16 protein-coding genes, 1 rRNA gene and 1 pseudogene are annotated in these 20,375 nt (G+C 73.1%); 14 read left to right on the top strand and 4 right to left on the bottom strand.

Going from position 1 to position 20,375, the window contains the following annotated elements:
• The first annotated feature begins 28 nt into the window (after window positions 1-28).
• The 3 genes and pseudogenes from rrf to OG247_RS10815 all read left to right on the top strand — a co-directional run bounded on the left by rrf (window position 29) and on the right by OG247_RS10815 (window position 2,878).
• Window positions 29-145: ribosomal RNA gene (rrf, locus tag OG247_RS10825) — 5S ribosomal RNA — on the top strand.
• A 159-nt stretch (window positions 146-304) separates the two neighbouring features.
• Window positions 305-1,453: pseudogene (locus OG247_RS10820) on the top strand (hypothetical protein); the annotation flags it as partial.
• Between the two features lie 540 nt (window positions 1,454-1,993).
• Window positions 1,994-2,878 (top strand): hypothetical protein, encoded by an 885-nt coding sequence (locus tag OG247_RS10815; RefSeq protein ID WP_442813599.1) that lies wholly within the window; start codon window positions 1,994-1,996, stop codon window positions 2,876-2,878.
• A 64-nt stretch (window positions 2,879-2,942) separates the two neighbouring features.
• Here OG247_RS10815 and OG247_RS10810 read toward each other — a convergent pair whose 3' ends face one another.
• Complete coding sequence (locus OG247_RS10810; RefSeq protein WP_327252035.1) at window positions 2,943-4,214, bottom strand: DUF1015 domain-containing protein; 1,272 nt, start codon at window positions 4,212-4,214, stop codon at window positions 2,943-2,945.
• 88 nt (window positions 4,215-4,302) lie between these two features.
• Between OG247_RS10810 and OG247_RS10805 the strand changes: the two genes are divergently transcribed.
• From OG247_RS10805 to OG247_RS10790, 4 genes are all read left to right on the top strand, one after another.
• The gene (locus tag OG247_RS10805; protein WP_327252034.1) at window positions 4,303-5,346 is read left to right on the top strand and encodes an HAD-IIA family hydrolase; all 1,044 of its coding nucleotides are present in this window, start codon (window positions 4,303-4,305) and stop codon (window positions 5,344-5,346) included.
• 200 nt (window positions 5,347-5,546) lie between these two features.
• On the top strand, window positions 5,547-6,590 hold the full coding sequence (locus tag OG247_RS10800; RefSeq protein WP_442813598.1) for a FecCD family ABC transporter permease: 1,044 nt from the start codon (window positions 5,547-5,549) through the stop codon (window positions 6,588-6,590).
• Window positions 6,587-7,663: a FecCD family ABC transporter permease gene (locus tag OG247_RS10795; protein ID WP_442813249.1), complete on the top strand. Its 1,077-nt coding sequence runs from the start codon at window positions 6,587-6,589 to the stop codon at window positions 7,661-7,663. Before OG247_RS10800 ends, OG247_RS10795 begins: the two co-directional genes overlap by 4 nt.
• Entirely contained in the window at window positions 7,660-8,499 is an 840-nt protein-coding gene (locus OG247_RS10790) for an ABC transporter ATP-binding protein (protein ID WP_327252032.1), read from the top strand. The genes OG247_RS10795 and OG247_RS10790 overlap by 4 nt, the downstream gene beginning before the upstream one ends.
• Window positions 8,500-8,602: 103 nt before the next feature.
• On the opposite strand, the gene OG247_RS10785 is transcribed toward OG247_RS10790, so the two are convergent.
• A complete protein-coding gene (locus tag OG247_RS10785; protein ID WP_327252031.1) occupies window positions 8,603-8,950 on the bottom strand; it encodes an SCP2 sterol-binding domain-containing protein in 348 nt (115 codons plus the stop codon).
• 65 nt (window positions 8,951-9,015) lie between these two features.
• On the opposite strand from OG247_RS10785, the gene OG247_RS10780 reads away from it, so the two are divergent.
• The 5 genes from OG247_RS10780 to OG247_RS10760 all read left to right on the top strand — a co-directional run bounded on the left by OG247_RS10780 (window position 9,016) and on the right by OG247_RS10760 (window position 14,206).
• Window positions 9,016-9,276: a hypothetical protein gene (locus tag OG247_RS10780; RefSeq protein WP_327252030.1), complete on the top strand. Its 261-nt coding sequence runs from the start codon at window positions 9,016-9,018 to the stop codon at window positions 9,274-9,276.
• 7 nt (window positions 9,277-9,283) lie between these two features.
• On the top strand, window positions 9,284-10,099 hold the full coding sequence (locus OG247_RS10775; RefSeq protein ID WP_327252029.1) for a TlyA family RNA methyltransferase: 816 nt from the start codon (window positions 9,284-9,286) through the stop codon (window positions 10,097-10,099).
• Window positions 10,096-11,055, top strand: a complete 960-nt coding sequence (locus OG247_RS10770) for an NAD kinase (RefSeq protein ID WP_327252028.1) — start codon at window positions 10,096-10,098, stop codon at window positions 11,053-11,055. The genes OG247_RS10775 and OG247_RS10770 overlap by 4 nt, the downstream gene beginning before the upstream one ends.
• Window positions 11,056-11,210: 155 nt before the next feature.
• Entirely contained in the window at window positions 11,211-12,947 is a 1,737-nt protein-coding gene (gene recN / locus OG247_RS10765; protein WP_327257417.1) for a DNA repair protein RecN, read from the top strand.
• A 185-nt stretch (window positions 12,948-13,132) separates the two neighbouring features.
• The gene (locus OG247_RS10760; RefSeq protein ID WP_327252027.1) at window positions 13,133-14,206 is read left to right on the top strand and encodes a glycosyltransferase family 4 protein; all 1,074 of its coding nucleotides are present in this window, start codon (window positions 13,133-13,135) and stop codon (window positions 14,204-14,206) included.
• A 92-nt stretch (window positions 14,207-14,298) separates the two neighbouring features.
• On the opposite strand, the gene OG247_RS10755 is transcribed toward OG247_RS10760, so the two are convergent.
• The gene (locus OG247_RS10755) at window positions 14,299-15,357 is read right to left on the bottom strand and encodes a phosphotransferase (protein ID WP_327252026.1); all 1,059 of its coding nucleotides are present in this window, start codon (window positions 15,355-15,357) and stop codon (window positions 14,299-14,301) included.
• A 23-nt stretch (window positions 15,358-15,380) separates the two neighbouring features.
• Window positions 15,381-17,003, bottom strand: a complete 1,623-nt coding sequence (locus OG247_RS10750; RefSeq protein WP_327252025.1) for a PucR family transcriptional regulator — start codon at window positions 17,001-17,003, stop codon at window positions 15,381-15,383.
• A gap of 181 nt (window positions 17,004-17,184) precedes the next feature.
• On the opposite strand from OG247_RS10750, the gene OG247_RS10745 reads away from it, so the two are divergent.
• Together OG247_RS10745 and OG247_RS10740 are read left to right on the top strand one after the other, a co-directional pair.
• On the top strand, window positions 17,185-18,729 hold the full coding sequence (locus tag OG247_RS10745) for an APC family permease (protein WP_327252024.1): 1,545 nt from the start codon (window positions 17,185-17,187) through the stop codon (window positions 18,727-18,729).
• Between the two features lie 15 nt (window positions 18,730-18,744).
• Window positions 18,745-20,370, top strand: coding sequence for a flavin monoamine oxidase family protein (locus tag OG247_RS10740; protein WP_327252023.1), 1,626 nt, complete (start codon window positions 18,745-18,747; stop codon window positions 20,368-20,370).
• Window positions 20,371-20,375 lie beyond the last annotated feature (5 nt).

The raw sequence follows: 20,375 nt of genomic DNA, 5'->3' as shown, positions 1-20,375 counted from the left end.
TGCTTGTTCGCTCGAAACCGATTAGGGTTTCGGTGGTCATAGCGTTAGGGAAACGCCCGGTTACATTCCGAACCCGGAAGCTAAGCCTTTCAGCGCCGATGGTACTGCAGGGGGGACCCTGTGGGAGAGTAGGACACCGCCGAACAATTTTTCAAAGGACCCCTGGTCCAGCGTTCAACGCTGGAGCAGGGGTCTTTTTTGTTTTCCAGATCTTTACGCCGAAGCGCGGCCATGGGTTGGTTGCGCGAGAATGACTAGCGGTACCCCGAAGACAGGAGTCACACCCATGTCCAACTCTCCCGACGATCGTCCGGAGCGCGAGCCTCGGCGCAACGACGGCGGTGACAGGGGCGGCTACCGCGGGGGCCGTGACGACCGTGGCGGCGAGCGTCCGCCGTTCCGTCGCGATGACCGTCCCTCCGGTGGCGGTGACCGTCCCTCCGGCGGTGGCTTCCGCCGTGACGACCGTGGCGGCCGTCCGGCGGGCGGTGGCGACCGTCCCTCGTACCCGCGTCGCGATGACCGTCCCTCCGGTGGCGGTGACCGTCCCTCCGGCGGCGGCTTCCGTCGCGATGACCGTGGCGGCCGTCCGGCCGGCGGTGGCGACCGTCCGTCGTACCCGCGTCGCGATGACCGTCCCTCCGGCGGTGGCGACCGCCCGTCCGGTGGTGGTTTCCGTGGGAACGACCGGGGTGACCGTCCTTCCGGTGGTGGCTTCCGCGGTAACGACCGTGGAGACCGTCCGTCGTACCCGCGTCGGGATGACGACCGTGGTGGGTTCCGCGGCGGTCGTGACGACCGCGGTGGCGACCGTCCCTCCTTCCCGCGTCGCGACGACCGTGGTGGCGACCGTCCCACCGGTGGCGGCTTCCGCGGCAACGACCGCGGCGACCGTCCGTCGTACCCGCGTCGTGACGACCGCCCCTCCGGTGGCGGTGACCGTCCCTCCGGCGGTGGCTTCCGTCGCGATGACGACCGTGGTGGCTTCCGCGGTAACGACCGCGGTGACCGTCCGTCGTACCCGCGTCGTGACGACCGGCCCTCTGGTGGGGACCGCCCGTCCTTCCCCCGTCGGGACGACCGTCCCTCCGGCGGCGGCGACCGCCCCTCGTACCCGCGTCGCGACGACCGTGGTGGCGACCGCCCCACCGGTGGCGGCTTCCGCGGGAACGACCGGGGCGACCGTCCCACCGGTGGCGGCTTCCGCGGCAACGACCGTGGAGACCGTCCGTCGTACCCGCGTCGGGATGACGACCGTGGTGGGTTCCGCGGCGGTCGCGATGACCGCGGTGGCGACCGTCCCTCCTTCCCGCGTCGCGACGACCGTGGTGGCGACCGCCCCACCGGTGGCGGCTTCCGCGGGAACGACCGGGGCGACCGTCCCACCGGTGGCGGCTTCCGCGGCAACGACCGCGGCGACCGCCCGTCGTACCCGCGTCGTGACGACCGCCCCTCCGGTGGCGACCGTCCCTCCTACCCCCGTCGCGATGACGACCGTGGTGGGTTCCGCGGCGGTCGCGATGACCGCGGTGGCGACCGTCCCTCGTACCCGCGTCGTGACGACCGTCCCTCTGGTGGGGACCGTCCGTCCTACCCGCGTCGGGACGACGACCGTGGTGGGTTCCGCGGCGGTCGCGATGACCGCGGTGGCGACCGTCCCTCGTACCCCCGTCGTGACGACCGTCCCTCTGGTGGGGACCGTCCGTCGTACCCGCGTCGGGACGACGACCGTGGTGGCTTCCGCGGCGGTCGCGATGACCGCGGTGGCGACCGTCCCTCGTACCCGCGTCGTGACGACCGTGGTGGCGACCGTGGTGGGTTCCGCGGGCGTGACGACCGGGGTGGCGACCGTGACTTCCGTGCGGACCGGGACCCGGTCAAGCGGCTTCCGATCGACGATGACGTCACCGGTTTCGAGATCGACTCCGACGTCCGCCAGGAGCTGCTGAGCCTGCCCAAGGGGCTGGCCGAGGAAGTCTCCAAGAACCTGGTCATGGTGGCCCGGCTGATCGACGAGGACCCGGAGCAGGCGTACGCGTACTCGCGCATCGCCCTGCGTCTGGCCTCCCGTGTCGCCGCCGTGCGCGAGGCCGCCGGCTTCGCCGCGTACGCCAACCAGAAGTACGCCGAGGCGATCGCGGAGTTCCGCGCCGCCAAGCGGATGACCGGTTCGGTCGAGCTGTGGCCCGTCATCGCCGACTGCGAGCGCGGCCTCGGCCGTCCGGAGCGGGCGCTGGCCATGGCCGGCGAGCCCGAGGTGCAGAAGCTGGACAAGGCCGGACAGGTCGAGATGCGTCTGGTCGCGGCCGGTGCCCGCCGGGACATGGACCAGCTCGACGCCGCCATCGTGACCCTGCAGAGCCCGGAGCTGGCCTCCAGCTCCGTGCAGCCGTGGACCGCGCGTCTGCGGTACGCCTACGCCGACGCCCTGCTGGCGGCCGGCCGTGAGGACGAGGCGCGCGAGTGGTTCGCCAAGACCCTTGAGGCCGACAAGGACGGGGCCACGGACGCCTCCGACCGCCTCGCCGAGCTGGACGGCGTCGAGTTCGTCGACGCCTCCGCCGACGACTCGGACGTGGATGTCGAGGACCAGGACGAGGACGAGGACGAGGACGAGGTCGAGCCGGAGTTCGAGGCCGAGTTCGACGACGAGGACGACGAGGACGACGACGACCCGGAGGTCGTGGCCGCCGAGCGCGCCTCCGACCAAGCCGAGTACTACGACGAGGACGACGACGAGTACGAAGGTGACGCAGATGTCGACGCCGACGTCGACGTCACCGACGAGGTCGTCGTTCTCGACGAGGACGAGGACGAGGACGAGGACGACCGTCAGGTTGACGACCGTCGTGATGCCGGAGTCCGCGACGACGGCTGAGTGAGCTGAGAAGGGCGGTACCCCCGATGGGGGTACCGCCCTTTTTTGTTGCTCCGGGGGTCCGTCAGTCGACGCTGCGCAGGACCAGGCCGGTGGCCGGCTTCGGGCCGAAGGAGGTGGACTTGCGGGGCATCGTCACGCCCTGGCGGGCCAGTTCCCGTACGACCGACTCGCGTACGGGGTGCAGCAGGACGGCCGTGCCGCCGAGGCGCTCCGCCATCTCGACGGTGGCCTCGGTGTCGTGGATGTACGAGATCTGCTCGGGGGCGTCGGGAACCGCCCAGAGGGTGTCCAGCAGGGTCGCGTGGAGGACCGTGGCGTCCAGTCGGCGCCAGGCCTCGGGGCGGTCGCCGCGGACCGTGCGCTCGATCAGGGCGGGCTCGGGGTCGGTCACCAGGTGGAAGGTGCCGTCGCCGGTGAGCAGGAAGGCGTTGCCGAGCTCCGCGGCCTCGGCCAGGGCCGCCATGGCGGCCGGCAGCGGGCCGTCGACGGTGCGGACCCGGAAGCGGCCGTCGAGGGCGGCCAGGGCGTCGGCGGGGGACAGGCGCCTGAGCAGCCGGTGGATCGCGCGGACCTGGAGCGGGTAGCGGGCGGTGTCGACGAGGAGGACCAGGCCGAAGTCCCAGGGGGTGGGGGAGCGGTGCTCCTCCTGGAGGCGCAGGTACGTCGCCCAGCGGTGGTGGCCGTCGGCGATGAGGGCCTGGCGGTCGCCCAGGTCGGCGGTGATCGCGGCCAGGTCGGCGGGGTCCGTGATGGCCCACAGCCGGTGCTGGAAGCCGTCCTCCGTGGTGGTGGAGAACAGCGGGGTGGAGTGGGCGGTGCGCTCGACGACCGCTGCCGCGCCCGCCGCCGGATCGTCGCCGAGGTAGGTCAGGAGGAGCGGTTCGAGGTTGGCGGAGGTGGCGCGCATCAGGCCGGCGCGGTCGGTGACCACGTGGGGCATGACGTCCTCGTGGGGGAGGACGATCCCCTCTTCGGCCGTGGAGAGGGCGAGGGCCCCGATGACCCCGCGCTGGAGCAGCTCGCCGCGGCGCTGCTCGTAGACGTAGAGCGCGGGTACCGGGTCGGCGCTGAGGATGCCCTCCGAGAGCCAGTCGCGCAGGGTGTGCGCCGCCTGCTGGTTGCGGGCGGCCGGGGTGTCGGCCTGCGGGAGGATCAGGCGGACGATGTTGTGGGGGTCGGCGGACTCCAGGTGGTTGAGTCCGTCGGGGCGCACGACCACGTCGTACGGCGGCGAGGTCACGGCGGCCAGACTGCCGACGCGCTCGGGGACATAGCGCAGGCCATGGAACGGGATCAGGCGCAGTCCGTGGTCCGCGGTGCCAGATGTGGTCATTGATGAATCCTAAGACCCGTCTCGGCATGCGGGATGATCGGGGGAGTACGGAAACCGGACAAGATCGATCGCATGAGGAGCCGACACCATGACGCGGCAGAGCAGGACCCTTCCCGCCGGCAGTGAGCGGAGTCTGCACCAGGCGTACGACACGGCCCTGCTGGACCTCGACGGTGTGGTGTACGCGGGCGGGGAGGCCATCGCGCACGCCGTGGACTCGCTCGCCGCGGCGCGGGCCGACGGGATGCACCTGGCGTACGTGACGAACAACGCGCTGCGCACCCCGGACGCGGTCGCCGAGCACCTGAGCGAGCTGGGCATCCCGACGGAGGCCGGCGAGGTGATCACCTCCGCGCAGGCGGTGGCCCGTCTCATCGCCGAGCAGGTGGAGCCCGGTTCGAAGGTGCTGGTGATCGGCGGCGAGGGGCTGCGGGTCGCGCTGCGCGAACGCGGGCTGGTGCCGGTGGACTCCGCCGAGGAGGAGGGGCTCGCGGCGGTGGTCCAGGGTTACGGGGGGCCCGATCTGCCGTGGGGGCGGTTCGCGGAGGCTTCGTACGCGATCAACCGCGGGGTGCCGTGGTACGCCTCGAACACCGACCTGACGATCCCGGGAGTGCGGGGCATCGCGCCGGGCAACGGGGCCGCCGTGGAGGTCGTACGGATCGCCACGGGCGCCGAACCCCAGGTGGCGGGCAAGCCGCTGCCCCCGATGCACCGAGAGACCGTGCTGCGGACCGGGGCCAAGCGGCCGCTGGTCGTCGGGGACCGGCTGGACACCGACATCGAGGGCGCCTTCAACGGGGACGTGGACTCGCTGCTGGTGCTGACCGGGGTGACGGACGGGGCGCAGCTGCTGCGGGCCGAGCCGAAGTACCGGCCGACGTACGTGGACCGGGACCTGCGCGGGCTGCTGACCGGGCAGCCGGAGGTGGCGCCGGCCGACGGGGGCGGGTTCCGCTGCGGAGAGTGGACGGCGGTGGCGCTGGACGGCGTGCTGGAGCTGCGCGGCGAGGACGGCGCGAGCGGTGCGATGGACGGGCTGCGGGCGCTGTGCGCGGCGGCCTGGACCCAGGCGGGCGACGGCTCGTGCGGGCTGGACGCGGGCAAGGCGCTGGCCAGGCTGGGGCTCTAAGGGCTGCAAGGGGCTGCCTGTAAGGGGCTGCGGGGGGCTGTGATCTGTACGGCGCCATGAGCGGGCGGAGCCGGGCTGCCGGTGGGGAGTCGCCGGGTCCTGGCAGGTCAGGGCCGGTGAGGACCGGGTCCGAGGGCCCGGCGGGAGGGCCGTTCGGGGGAGCCGAGCACGGCGGAAGGTAGGTTAGCCTAACTTTCGTGTTGGTCGAGAGTCCCCCCGAACCGAGCGCGGCGCCGGCCGCTGCCACCCGCTCGCGCCACGGCGCGCGAGCCGCCGGTCTGCTCGCCGCCTTCGGCGTGCTCGCGCTGATCGTGGTGGCGAGCATCGCCGTCGGCGCCAAGCAGATGCCGCTCGAGGAGGTCTGGCACGGCCTCTTCCACTACTCGGGGACGGCCTCCGACGTGGTCGTGCGGGACCTGCGGGTCCCGCGCACCCTCCTCGGAGTGCTCGTCGGCCTCGGCCTCGGACTCTCCGGCGCCGTGATGCAGGCCCTGACCCGCAACCCCCTGGCCGAGCCGGGCATCCTCGGTGTCAACGCGGGGGCCGCGGCCGCCGTCGTATCGGCCATCAGCTTCTTCGGGGCGTCCTCGCTGGACGAGTTCGTGTGGTGGGCCTTCCTCGGCGCCGCCGTCGTCTCCGTGGTCGTGTACGTGCTCGGCGGCAGCCGCAGCGCCACGCCCGTGCGCCTGGCCCTCGCCGGTACGGCGGCCACCGCGGCCCTCGTCGGGTACATCAACGCCGTGCAGCTGATGGACAGCGAGGCACTGGACAAGCTCCGTTTCTGGACGGTGGGCTCGCTGGCCTCCGCGAACATGGAAACCGTCCGCCAGGTGGCGCCCTTCCTGCTGGTCGGCGCCGTCCTCGCGCTCAGCCTGGGCCGGCCGCTCAACGCCATGGCCATGGGCGACGACACCGCGCGGGCGCTCGGCGCGCACCTGACGCGGACCCGGATCGGCGCGATGATCGCCATCACCCTGCTGTGCGGGGCCGCGACCGCCGCGTGCGGGCCGATCGTCTTCGTCGGCCTGATGATCCCGCACCTCGTACGGTTCTTCACCGGCCCGGACATGCGCTGGGTGCTCGCTTACTCGGCGGTGCTCTCGCCCGTCCTGCTGCTCGGCGCCGACGTCATCGGCCGGGTCGTCACCCGGCCCGGCGAACTGCAGGTCGGCATCGTCACCGCGCTCATCGGCGGACCCGTCTTCATCTACCTCGTCCGGCGCAAGAGGATGGCCCAGCTGTGACAGTGACCGACGCACCCGTCAAGGCGCGCGGGCGACGGACCGGGCCCCGGCCGGTGTACCTGCCCGGCGGGCTGTCGCTGCGCGTGGAGCGGCGCGCGCTCGGCGTGGGGGCGCTGCTCCTGGTGCTCGCGCTGGCGATGGCCGTCCTGCTCATCGGCACCGGCGACTTCGACATCGCGCCGTGGGACGTCGTACAGACCCTGATGGGCAACGGCACGCCCGCGCACGAGTTCATCATCAACGACCTGCGGCTGCCGCGGGTCCTGGTCGCCGTCCTGGTGGGCGCCGCCCTCGGGATGGCCGGCGCCGTCTTCCAGTCGGTCTCGCGCAACCCGCTCGGCTCGCCGGACGTGCTCGGCTTCGGCTACGGATCGGCCGTCGGCGCGCTGCTGGTCATCGTGCTGTTCCACGGCGGCGCCGGCGAGGTGGCCGCCGGGGCCCTCCTGGGCGGGCTGGTGGCCGGAATCGCCGTGTACCTGCTCGCGTACAAGCAGGGCATCCACGGCTACCGGCTGGTCCTCGTCGGCATCGGCGCCTCCGCGATGCTGGTCGCCGTCATCCAGTACCTGCTGACGAAGGCGCAGCTCGTCGACGCCACCCGTGCGATGGTCTGGCTGACCGGCTCGCTGGCCGGCCGGGACTGGGCGCAGGTCTGGCCGCTGCTCGCGACCTGCGCGGTGCTGTTCCCGCTGGTCCTCGGCCAGAGCCGGGCCCTGCGGATGATCGAGATGGGCGACGACGCGGCGTACGCCGTCGGGGTGCGGGTGGAGCGGACGCGGCTCGTGCTGATGGTGGCGGCGATCCTGCTCACCACCGCGGCCAGCGCCGCGGCAGGGCCGATCAGCTTCGTCGCGCTGGCCGCGCCGCAGCTCGCGCGCCGGCTGACCCGCTCGCCCGGGGCGAGCCTGCTGACCGGCGCGCTGATGGGCGCCCTCCTGCTGCTGGTGTCCGACTGGGCCTCGCAGCGGGCCTTCGGCGCCGACCAGTTGCCGGTGGGGGTGGTGACCGGCCTGGTCGGCGGCTGCTACCTGCTCTGGCTGCTCGTCACCGAGCGCAAGGCGGGCCGCATATGAGGAACCAGAGGGCCATGGGCAATCAGAGGAGCAGGCAAGTGCAGCGGCTGACCGCGGAGAACGTGACCCTCGGCTACGACCAGCGGGTCATCGCCGAGAACCTGTCGGTGGAGATCCCCGACAACTCCTTCACCGTGATCGTCGGCCCCAACGCCTGCGGCAAGTCCACCCTGCTGCGCGCCCTGTCGCGGATGCTGAAGCCCTCGCAGGGGCGCGTGCTGCTGGACGGTCAGGCCATCGGGTCGATGCCGGCGAAGAAGGTGGCCAAGACGCTGGGTCTGCTGCCGCAGTCCTCGATCGCCCCGGACGGGATCACCGTGGCGGACCTGGTCTCGCGGGGCCGCTATCCGCACCAGGGGCTGCTGCGGCAGTGGTCGGGCGAGGACGAGCGGATCGTGGAGGAGTCGATGGCCTCCACGGGGGTCGCGGAACTCGCGGACCGGGCGGTGGACGAGCTGTCGGGCGGGCAGCGCCAGCGGGTGTGGATCGCGATGGCGCTGGCGCAGCAGACGCCGCTGCTGCTGCTGGACGAGCCCACGACCTACCTGGACATCCAGCACCAGATCGAGGTGCTGAACCTCTGCGCGGAGCTCCACGAGGACCAGGGGCGGACGCTGGTCGCGGTGCTCCACGATCTGAACCACGCGGCGCGCTACGCCACCCACCTGATCGCGATGCGGGACGGGAAGGTCGTGGCGGAGGGGCCGCCGGCCGAGGTGGTCACGGCGGAGCTGGTGGAGCGGGTGTTCGGGCTGCGGTGCCAAGTCATCTCGGACCCGGAGACGGGGACGCCGCTGGTGATCCCCGCGGCGCGGGTGGTTGCTCGCGCGAGGTAGGGGGCGTGCGGTGTAGCCTCCCGGGGCTCCGCCCCGGACCCCGCGCCTCGAACGCCGGCGGGGCTGAATTTGGCGGGGCTGGGTTTGGCGGGGCTGAACTTGGCTAGAGCAGGCTCTTGAGGCGGAGGAGGTCGCGGAAGCCTGCTTCCAGGCGGACGCGGCCCGAGGCCCAGGCCTTGGGGAACTTCAGGTCGCCGGTGACCAGGGCGAGCAGGTCGTCGCCGGTCATCGCCAGCCGGATCTCGGCCTTGGCGGACGGCGGGCCGGGGGTCACCGCGTCCACGCGGATCCGGCCTCCGTCGAGGCGGCCCGTGAAGGTCCGGTCCAGGTCGGTGATGTGGCAGCTCAGCGAGCGGTCGAGCGCGGTCGCACCGCGCACGTCGCCTTCGGCCCGCGCCAGGTTGTCGGAGAGTCGGTCGAGTGCCGTACGGCACTCCTCGGTCGTAGCCATCGTGATCCCGACCGTACCGCAGAGCCGTGCGCGGTCGCGGACGCCCTACGCGGTAGCGTCGGGGCATGAGCGAAGAAGTGCCCGCCGCGGCCCAGGAGCCGGACGAAGCCCCGGCCGCGCCCGCCGGGCCGGTCGCGCTGGGCGTCGTACGCACCCCCACCGGGCACGCCGAAGCGGATGCCGCGCTGGAGCGGCTGGCGGACGTGGACCACCTCCCGGCGGACGGACACGTCGAGGTGTACGAGGATGTGCACAGGGGGCTGCGCTCCGCGCTGACCGCGCTGGACGCGACCGAGGGCCCCCGTCCGCACGAAAACAGGAGCTGAACCGATCGTGGCAGGAGTGGCACGCCGCCGCCTGGACGCCGAACTGGTACGCCGCAGCATGGCCCGCTCCCGCGAGCACGCCGCGCAGCTGATCGCCGCCGGCCGGGTGACCGTGGGCGGCAACACGGCGACGAAGCCGGCCACCCAGGTCGAGACCAGCGCGGCCCTCGTCGTCCTCAAGGACGACAGCGACCCCGACTACGTCTCCCGGGGCGGCCACAAGCTGGCAGGGGCCCTCGCGGCCTTCCAGCCCCGGGGGCTGCTCGTGGAGGGCCGCCGGGCGCTGGACGCGGGCGCCTCGACCGGTGGTTTCACCGACGTGCTGCTGCGCGCCGGGGTGGATCACGTGATGGCCGTCGACGTCGGCTACGGGCAGCTCGCCTGGTCCCTGCAGAGCGACGACCGCGTCACCGTGAAGGACCGCACCAACGTGCGCGAGCTCACGGTGGAGCTGATCGACGGGGTGCCCGTGGACCTGGTCGTCGGCGATCTGTCCTTCATCTCCATCGGGCTGGTGCTGCCCGCGCTCGTACGCTGCTGCGCGCCCGGCGCGGACCTGGTGCTGATGGTCAAGCCGCAGTTCGAGGTCGGCAAGGACCGGCTCGGCAGCGGTGGCGTGGTGCGCAGTACGGAGCTGCGCGCCGAGGCCGTGCGGGACGTCGCGGCGCAGGCGTGGAAGCTGGGCCTGGGCGTGCTCGGGGTGACCGCGAGCCCGCTCCCGGGCCCCTCCGGCAACGTCGAGTATTTTCTGTGGCTGCGGGCGGGGGCACCGGCACTCGACCCGGCGGATGTCGATCGTGCAGTGGCGGAGGGGCCGCAGTGAGTGATCTTTCGGGGGACCCGGCACAGCCGGGCAAGTCAGGGACGTCAGGGGCGCCGGGGAAGCGGACCGTCTTCCTGCTCGCGCACACCGGGCGGCCGGCGGCCATCCGCAGCGCCGAGCTGGTGGTGCAGGGTCTGCTGCGCAGCGGGCTGGGCGTACGGGTGCTGCGGCACGAGGCGGTGGACCTGCCGCTGCCGCCCGAGGTGGAGCTGGTGGCCGAGTCCGAGTGCACCCCGGAGGTGCTCGCCGGGTGCGAGCTGCTGATCGTGCTGGGCGGCGACGGGACGCTGTTGCGCGGCGCGGAGTTCGCGCGCGGCTCGGGGGTGCCGATGCTCGGCGTCAACCTGGGCCGGGTGGGCTTCCTCGCGGAGGCGGAACGGGACGACCTGGACAAGGTCGTGGACCGGGTCGTGACCCGGGAGTACGAGGTCGAGGAGCGGATGACCCTCGATGTGATCGTGCGGACCAACGGGGACGTGGTGCACCGGGACTGGGCGCTGAACGAGGCGGCCGTCCAGAAGGTGTCCCCGGAGCGGATGCTGGAGGTGGTCCTGGAGATCGACGGGCGCCCGGTGTCCGGCTTCGGCTGCGACGGGATCGTCTGCGCGACGCCGACGGGCTCGACGGCGTACGCCTTCTCGGCCGGCGGGCCGGTGGTCTGGCCGGAGGTGGAGGCGCTGCTGATGGTGCCGATCAGCGCGCACGCGCTGTTCGCGAAGCCGCTGGTGACCTCGCCCGACTCGGTGCTGGCCGTGGAGGTGCAGACCGGGACCCCGCACGGGGTGCTGTGGTGCGACGGGCGGCGGACGCTGGAGCTGCCGGCCGGGGCCCGGGTGGAGGTCCGGCGGGGGACGGTGCCGGTGCGGCTCGCGCGGCTGCACCACGCGTCGTTCACGGACCGGCTGGTCGCGAAGTTCGCGCTGCCGGTGTCGGGATGGCGCGGGGCTCCGCACTAGTCCCGTAGGGGGGCGGGTGTGGGCGTGGGAGCGGCGCGATACGGGTTCCCGTGCACCGCGCGTACGTAAATAGCATGATTGTTCGAGCCGGTTCGGGCGGGTGACGTCACATGGCACCCATGAAACCTCGGTATCGTCGTCCCGTGCTTGAGGAGATGCGGATACGGTCGCTCGGGGTCATCGACGACGCTGTGGTCGAGCTGTCACCCGGTTTCACCGCGGTGACCGGCGAGACCGGCGCGGGCAAGACCATGGTCGTCACCAGCCTCGGGCTGTTGCTCGGCGGGCGCGCCGACCCTGCCCTGGTGCGGATCGGGGCCAAGGCCGCGGTCGTCGAAGGGCGCATCGTCATGCGCCCGGACGCCCCCGCGGCGCTGCGCGCCGAGGAGGCCGGTGCCGAGCTCGACGACGGCGCGCTGCTGATCAGCCGGACCGTTTCCGCCGAGGGCCGCTCGCGCGCCCACGTCGGCGGCCGCTCCGTGCCCGTCGGACTGCTCGCCGAACTCGCCGACGACCTCGTCGCCGTCCACGGCCAGACCGACCAGCAGGGACTGCTCCGGCCCGCCCGGCAGCGCCAGGCCCTCGACCGGTACGCGGGCGACGCCGTCGCCGTCCCGCTGGAGAAGTACGCCGCCGCCCACCGCAGGCTGCGCGCCGTCGCCGGAGAGCTGGAGGAGATCACCACCCGGGCCCGGGAACGCGCCCAGGAGGCCGACCTGCTGCGCTTCGGGCTCGACGAGATCGCCGGCGTGGAACCGCTCTCGGGTGAGGACACCGAACTGGCGGCGGAGGCGGAGCGCCTCGGGCACGCCGAATCCCTGTCCTCGGCCGCCCAGGTCGCGCACGCGGCCCTCGCCGGCAACGTCGAGGACCCGGAGGGCGTCGACGCGGGCGCGCTCGTCGCCGGGGCGCACCGCGCACTGGAATCCGTACGCTCCCACGACCCGGCGCTCGGCGCGCTCGCCGAGCGGATCGGGGAACTGGGCATCCTGCTCGGGGACGTGGCCGGGGAACTCGCCGGCTACGCGGACGACCTGGACGCCGATCCGCTGCGGCTGGCGGTCGTGGAGGAGCGCCGGGCGGCGCTGACCCAGCTGATCCGGAAGTACGGATCCGCCGGGCACCCCGAGAACACAGTGGACTCCGTCCTGGAGTGGGCCGAACGGGGTTCCGTACGGCTGCTCGAGCTGGACGGAGACGACGAGCGGATCGACGAGCTGACCGCCGAGCGTGACGGGCTGCGCCTCGAACTCGCCGCACTGGCCCAGGCGTTGACCGACGCACGGGGCGAAGCGGCGACCCGCTTCGCGTCCGCCGTCACCGAGGAGCTGGCCTCCCTGGCGATGCCGCACGCACGGGTCACCATCGACGTCCGGCAGACCGAGGACCCCGAGGGGGTCGAGGTCGGCGGCCGGCTCGTCGCGTACGGGCCCTCGGGCGTCGACGAGGTCGAACTGCTCCTGGCCCCGCACCCCGGCGCCCAGCCGCGGCCGATCGCCAAGGGCGCCTCGGGCGGTGAGCTGTCCCGGGTGATGCTCGCCGTCGAGGTCGTCTTCGCGGGCTCCGACCCGGTGCCCACGTACCTCTTCGACGAGGTCGACGCGGGCGTCGGCGGCAAGGCGGCCGTGGAGGTCGGGCGGCGGCTCGCGAAACTGGCCAAGTCGGCGCAGGTCGTGGTCGTCACGCACCTGCCGCAGGTGGCGGCCTTCGCGGACCGGCAGCTGCTGGTCGAGAAGACCAACGACGGGTCCGTGACCCGCAGCGGTGTCACCGTCCTGGAGGGCGAGGCCCGGATCCGCGAGCTGTCGCGGATGCTGGCCGGCCACGAGGACTCGGCATCGGCGCGGGCGCACGCGGAGGAGCTGCTCGCGGCGGCCCGGAGCCCGGAGTAGGGCTCCGGCGTTGACCTCAGGGTCATCGGGCTGACGCCCGGCTAGCCCGTGTGGGTGAGGATCGGGGGGTCCGGGCCGTAACTCACACGGGATCCGCACCCGTATGGTCCCGGAACGCGCGTGCGGACTGGCATCCTGGGCGACGTCCCTGCCTTCCTCCTTCCCTCACCCTGGAGCTTCGGCCCGTGAGCAGCTCCCCGGTCCCGGTCCCCGTCCTTCGCACCGTCCAAGTACTCGGCGGCGCGAGCGGTGGTGCGCACGTGCGGTCGCTGGCCACCGGGCTCGCCGCGCGCGGCGTACGGGTCACCGTGTGCGCGCCCGTCGAGGCGGAGGGGGAGTACGACTTCACCGGCGCCGGCGCGCGGTTCACCCCGGACGCGGTGAGCGCGCTGCGGGCCGCCTGCGTCGAGGCCGACGTGGTGCACGCGCACGGCGTACGGGCCGGCATGCGCGCCGCGCTGGCCCTGCGCGGGCGGCGGGTCCCGCTGGTCGTCAGCTGGCACGGCGGCGGCCCCGGCAGCGGCCGGCTGAGCCTCCTCCTCGAACGGCACGTCGCGCGGGCCGCGGCGATCGTCCTCGGCGCCTCCTCGGCGCAGGTGGACCTGGCCCGGCTGCGGGGGGCGCGGGACGCGCGGCTGGCGGCGGTGGCGGTGCCTTCGGCGGCCTCCGGGCCGTCCGGCGCTCCGGACCCGGGGAAGGTACGGGCGGAACTCGGCGCGGTCGAGCGGCCGTTGCTGATCGCGATCGGGAGTCTGGTGCCGCGGCGCGGGTACTCCGTACTGCTGGACGCGGCGCGCGAGTGGCGGACCCTGGACCCGGTGCCGCTGCTGGTGATCGCGGGAGAGGGCCCGATGCGGGCGGAGCTCGCGCGGCGCATCCAGGCGGAGCAGCTGCCGGTGCGGCTGCTCGGGCGGCGGCGGGACGCCGCGAGGCTGCTGGCGGCGGCCGATGTAGCGGTGCTGCCGAGCCGGTGGGAGGCGCGGTCGCCGCTCGCGCAGGAAGCCCTGCGGATGGGCGTGCCGTTGGTGGCGACGGCGGTGGGCGGTGTGCCGGAGCTGGTGGGCCCGGCGGGCGTGCTGGTGCCCTACGGGGAGGCGGGGGCGCTGGCCGGCGCCGTGGCCGGGCTGCTGGCCGATCCCGCGCGGCGGGGGGCGCTGGCGGTGGCCGGGCGGGCCCAGGCCTCGACGTGGCCGTCGGAGGACGACACGGTGGCGCAGGTCCTGTCCGTGTACGACGAACTGACCTCCCGCCGGCGGTAGGGCCCCTCGCAAACTCCCGCCCGCCTCGGGCGACGACGGGAGTTTGACGACAGGCCCCAGGGTCGGCCGGCCGACCCCGAGCCCGGCGGCCCTCAGTACCAAGGGCGGGCGTCGGGCGTGGGCAGCGGACGCAGCTCCGGCCAGCGTTCGAGCAGGCGGCCCGCCAGGGCGGAGCTGAGGCTCCCGACGGCGTGCAGGTGATCGTGGTCGCGGGTCAGGTCGGCGACCACGCCCAGGCGGTGGACGAGCCGCTCACGGGCGGAGACGTAGCCCCACTCGAAGTCCTCGGCGGGTACCCGGGCGAGCTGGTCGACCGTCCCGCGGTGGGCCCGCTCGACGAGCGCGTCGCCCTGGATCAGCCAGCCCGCGCACGCGTCGGCGAGGTCACCCGGCACGTCCTTCCCGGTGAGGCCGCGCCAGGTGGTCCGGTAGACGTCCTCGACCTCCGTGAGCGGGGCCGCGGTGACCGACATGGCACACCAGCAGGTGGGGAAGCCGATGCGGAAGTAGGCGAACTCGACCAGGCCGTTGCCGAGCGAGGCCCGCTCGAAGTCGACGAAGCGGACGCCGCCGGCGGTACGCAGATCGTTGCCGGGGCAGGGGTCGCCGTGCAGCAGCGCATGGTGCGGGGTGGGGTCCAACCGGTCCAGGAGCCCGGCGAGTTCATCGGGAACCGTGGACGGCACGGGCACGTCGAGTGTCCGGGCCAGGGTGAGGAAGGACTCCGCGTCGGTGGCCGTGGGCCCCGACCAGGCCGGTAGTGCGCCCGCGTCGGCGGGCCCGGTCAGGGCGTGCAGCCGGGCGAGCGACTCGGCGTACGCCGGCATCCAGTCGTCGCTCTCGCCGAGGTCGTCCACGTACTCGAGGACGAGCACCCTCGAGGAAGGGTCCGTGGCGAGCACCGCGGGGGCCACGGCGGGCCCGGAGGCCCGCCCCGCCAGGCGCAGCCCGGCGAGCTCCCGCGCGAAGCGCGCGTCCGCGTCGGCGCCCGTGTCCCCGGCATCCGTGATCTGCTTGACGATCACCGGCCGCCCGTCGGCCAGCCGCACCCACCACACCCGGGACCGCGGACTGCTGTCCAGGAGTCTGGCCTCTTCGGGGGTGCCCACGGCGGAGAGCAGCGACTCGTCGAAGGGAACACGGTTCGGCATGCGGACGAGCCTAGGGCCTGTCGTCAAGAAGGAATGGTGTGGCGGCGGGCACGGAGGGCCAGGCTCAGGGAGAGGACCGTCTCCGGGTCGTCCAGGTCCGCGCCCAGGAGCTCCGAGATGCGGGCCAGGCGGTTGTAGAGGGTCTGGCGGTTCAGGTGGAGCTCGCGCGCGGTCTCCGCCTTGCGGCCCGCGTGGGCCAGGTACGTCTCCAGGGTGGGCAGGAGCGGCGGGCGGGACTGGGTGTCGTGGACGCGCAGGGGGCCGATCGCGCGGTCCACGAAGGCCGCCAGGTCGGGGTGCTCGCGAAGGCGCCACAGGAGCAGGTCGATGTCGAGGCGGCGGGCGTCGTACCAGGGGCGGGACGGCAGCCCGGCCGCGGCGGTGGCGGTTTCCGCCGCGTGACGCAGGCCCGCGGAGGCCGCCGTCCAGCTGCCGCAGACGCCGACGACGACCGCCGGCGCGGCCCCCGCCCGGTCCAGGCCCGCCCGCTCCACACCGGCCCGCAGGGCCGCCGCGACCCGGTCCGCCACCGTCGTGCGCTCGGCGTCGGACCGGAGGGAGACCAGGAGGGGGACGCGGCCCTCGACCGGGCGGACCCCGAGGAGGACCGGGACGCCGACCGAGGCGAGTTCCTCCAGGACGGCCCGGGCCAGGACCGCCCAGTTCCCCGAGGGGGCCAGGTCCGAGGACAGCCGCATGACGATGGGCAGGAGCGGGCCGGGGCCCGGTTTGAAGCCCAGGACGCGGGCCTGGGCGGGAGCGTCCTCCGCCGAGATCCGTCCCTCCGCCAGGTCGGTGAGGAAATCGCCGCGGCCGCGCGCCGCCAGCTCGTCCTCCTGCCGGGCCTGCATCAGCACGACGGCCAGTACGCCGGCCGTCCGTTCCGCCGCCATCCGGTGCACGGGCAGCAGCGGGGCGGAGACCCCCAGCAGGACCAGCCGGGCCCGCACCGAGCCCGTGCCGCGGCCGCCGCCCGGGACGTCGACCACCACGGCGTTGCCGGAGGGCTCCGCCGGGCGCTGGCCCCGTAGGCCCTCCCAGACCTGGAGCGGGTCCGCCGCGGCCTCGCCGGCGACCGGGCCGGCCGCGTACAGCAACTGGCCGTCGGGGGTTTCCAGGAAGACCGGGTTCGCCGTGAAGTCCGCCAGGATGTGGAGCACTTGGGGGATACCGCCGCCGTCGAGCAGGGCTTCCGTGCAGCGCCGGTGGACTTCCTCGGCCCGCTGGAGCAGCGCGTAGTGCCCGTTGACGATCTCGGTGTGGACCTCCTCCGTGACGGTCACGAAGGGGACCTCCCGGTGCAGCTGGACCAGGGGGAGGCCGACCGCCCGCGCCGTCTCCACGAGGGTCGCCGGGAGCCGGGTGAAGCGGGGTCCCAGCTCGACGACCAGTGCGGCGATGCCGCGGTCCGCGAGGCGGCGTACGAAGGCGCGCTGCTCGGCGGGTCGGGTGCCGAGGCCGAGGCCGGTCGTCAGCAGCAGCTCGCCGCCCTTGAGCAGGGAGGCGATGTTGGGGACCTCTCCGGCGTGCACCCAGCGCACGGTCCGGCCGAGCCGGTCGGCGCAGGCCACGACCTCCGGGAGCCCGCTGCGCAGTCCCGGCAGCTCAAGCGCCCGCTGAACCGTGATCCCGCCCTGATTGTCCATATGGCGGACGCTACCGGGGCTCTTGTTCCGTGCACATCACCGAGCGGTTACGGGGGCCGATCTACCCCCGTCCGGCCCGACAACTCGTCGCGCCGGTAAGGAGATTATCGGACTGCATGCCGATTGTGGCGTACGTCACGCGGGGTGAGAGTGAGCGCCCTCACGACAGGAACGAGGAGCCATGAGCACGGATAGCAGCACGGGCGGCGGCGCACTCCAGGTCCAGCGGCTGAAAGCCAATTCTGTGGGCCTGGTCGGTGTCGTCTTCATGGCCGTCGCCACCGCCGCTCCCATCACCGCGATGACCGGCAACCTGCCCATCGCCGTCGGCTTCGGAAACGGCATCGGCGCCCCCGCCGGATACCTCTTCGCGACCGCCGTCCTGACCGTCTTCGCCGTCGGCTACGTCGCCATGGCCAAGCGGATCACCGCCGCCGGCGCCTTCTACGGATACATCTCGCACGGCCTCGGCCGGATCGCCGGCATGGCCTCCGGCATGCTCGCGGTCCTCGCCTACATCGTCTTCGAGGCCTCGATCGTCGGCGTCTTCTCCTACTTCACCAAGACCACCGTCCACGATCAGCTCGGCATAGACCTGCCCTGGATCGTCTACGCGGCCGCCATGCTCGCGATCACCGCCGCCCTCGCGCACTTCGACATCAACCTCACGGCCAAAGCCCTGGGCGTGATGCTCATCGCCGAGATCGCCGTGCTCTTCGCCGTCGCCACCGCCGTACTGATCGCGGGCGGCGGCCCGGACGGCATCCCGGTCGAACCCCTCAACCCCAAGAACGCCTTCACCGGCGCCTCCGCCGGGCTCGGCCTCTTCTTCGCCTTCTGGTCCTGGGTCGGCTTCGAGTCCACGGCCATGTACGGGGAGGAGTCCAAGAACCCGAAGAAGGTCATCCCCAAGGCGACCCTGATCTCCGTCATCGGCGTCGGCCTCTTCTACATCTACGTCTCCTGGATGACCATCGCCGGCAACGGCCTCGCCAAGTCCGTGGAACTCTCCGCCTCCGCGAGCCCGCTCGATCTGTTCTTCGCCCCCACCCAGACCTTCATCGGCGCCTGGGCCGTCGACGCCTTCCAGTGGCTGCTGCTCACCGGCTCCTTCGCCTGCGGCATGGCCTTCCACCAGTGCGCCGCCCGCTACCTGTACGCCATCGGCCGCGAGGGCTTCCTCCACCCGGGCCTGGGCCGTACGCACGCCAAGCACGGCTCCCCGTACGTCTCCTCCCTGGTGCAGACGGCCATCGCCACCGGCCTGGTCGCGCTGTTCTGGCTGACCGGGCAGGACCCGTACATCCACCTGTACACGCTGCTCGCGATCCTCGGCACCATGGCGATCCTCATCGTCCAGACCCTGTGCTCCTTCGCGGTGATCGGGTACTTCCGCAAGAACCACCCCGAGGACCGGCACTGGTTCCGCACCTTCACGGCCCCGCTGATCGGCGGCGTCGCCATGGCCGCCGTGGTGGTCCTGCTGCTGGTCAACATGAAGACGGCGGCCGGGCTGGCCGCCGACTCGTTCTTCTTCACGCTGATCCCGTGGATCGTCGGGGCCGTCTTCTTCGGCGGGCTGGGACTGGGCCTGTGGCTGAAGTACAAGGCCCCCGAGCGCTACGAGATCATCGGCCGCGTCGTCCTGGAGGACGCCGCCGAGCGCACCGACGAGCGCACCGACGGCGCCGCCGGTGCCTTCGCCCCCTCCGCCGCGAACGTCTGAGAAGGAGCCACCGCCATGGCCCGTACGCCGCTGATGCACGCGCTCCGCCGGCTCGCCGCCGAGCACGCCGCCGCCCGCCGGCTCGGCCTGCCCGTCGCCGAGGTCCGCGGCTCCACCCGCCGTCAGCTCCTGGGGCGCGCCGCCGCCCTCGGCCTCGCCGCCGCCGTCGCCCCGGCGGCGGGCGCCCATGCCGTCGAGGCCGCCCCCGACAAGAAGCCCGTCACCCCCGCCCGCGTCGCCGTCGTGGGCGCCGGCATCTCGGGGCTGACGGCGGCCCTCACCCTCAAGGACGCGGGCGTCCCCTTCACCCTCTACGAGGCCAACCCGGGCCGCGTCGGCGGCCGCATGTGGACCCAGCGCTCCCTGTGGGCCTACGGGCAGACCTCCGAGATCGGCGGCGAGCTCATCGACACCAGCCACAAGAAGATCCTGGAGCTCTGCCGCCGCTTCGACCTCCCCACCGAGGACTTCCTCGGCGGCGGCCCCAACGGGGCGGAAGAGGTCCTCTGGTTCAACGGGACCTACTACCCGCGCGAGCAGGCCGACGTGGACTTCAACGCCGTCTACCAGGCCCTGCGCCGCGACCTCCAGGAGGCCGGCGAGGTCGCCTGGAACTCCACGACCCCGGCGGGCACCGCCCTCGACAACATGACCCTGTACCAGTGGATCGAGACCCGGATCCCCGGCGGACACGGCTCGCGGCTCGGCCGCTTCATCGACGTGGCGTACAACGTCGAGTACGGCGCCGACACCCAGCAGCAGTCCGCCCTCGCGCTGGTCCTGCTGATGGGCTACCAGCCCAACCCGGGCCACTTCAACGTCTGGGGCCTGTCCAACGAGCGTTACCACATCACCGGCGGCAACGACCGGCTGCCGAACGCCATCGCCCAGGCGCTACCCGCAGGTTCGACCGTCATGGGCCGCGAGCTGGTCGCCGTACGCGTCTCCGCCGACGGCACCCAGACGCTGACCTTCAACGACGCGGGCGCCACCCGCACCGTCGTCGCCGACCACACCATCCTGTGCCTGCCGCTGCCCATCCTCCAGCGGATCGACATCACCGGCGCCGGCTTCGACCCGCTGATGAAGAACCTCCTGCGCGACGCCCGCATGGGCTACTGCACCAAGCTCAACATGCAGTTCACCAGCCGCCCCTGGCGCGGCACCGGCCCCTGGCCGGGGGTCTCCGCCGGGGACTGCTTCACCGACAGCGAGGTCCAGCAGACCTGGGACACCACCAAGGTCCAGCCGGGCAACGGCGGCATCCTGCTCCAGTACGGCGGCGGCACCCTGGCCGGCGCCCTCACCCCGGCGACCCCCTTCGCCACCGATTCCGACCCCTACGTACGCGCCCTCGCGGGCCGGATGCTCACCGGGATCGACGCCTTCTTCCCCGGCACCAAGGCGGCCTGGAACGGCAAGGCGCAGGTGTCGGCCTGGCACCGCGATCCGTACGCGCTGGGCGCGTACGCGTACTGGCCGACCGGCTACCTGCACAAGTACGCCAAGTACGAGGGCACCGCGCAGGGCCGGATCCACATCGGCGGAGAGCACTGCAGCTACGACTTCCAGGGGTTCATGGAAGGCGGTGCCACCGAGGGGGAGCGGGCGGCGAAGGAGGTGATCACCGCCCTGACGTAAGCCTC

Origin of the sequence: Streptomyces sp. NBC_01244, from assembly GCF_035987325.1 — a bacterium.
In the GTDB taxonomy this organism is placed as follows: Bacteria; Actinomycetota; Actinomycetes; order Streptomycetales; family Streptomycetaceae; genus Streptomyces.
The sequence above is the reverse complement of the archived record's forward strand: the minus strand, read 5'-3'. Positions and strand labels throughout refer to the sequence as shown.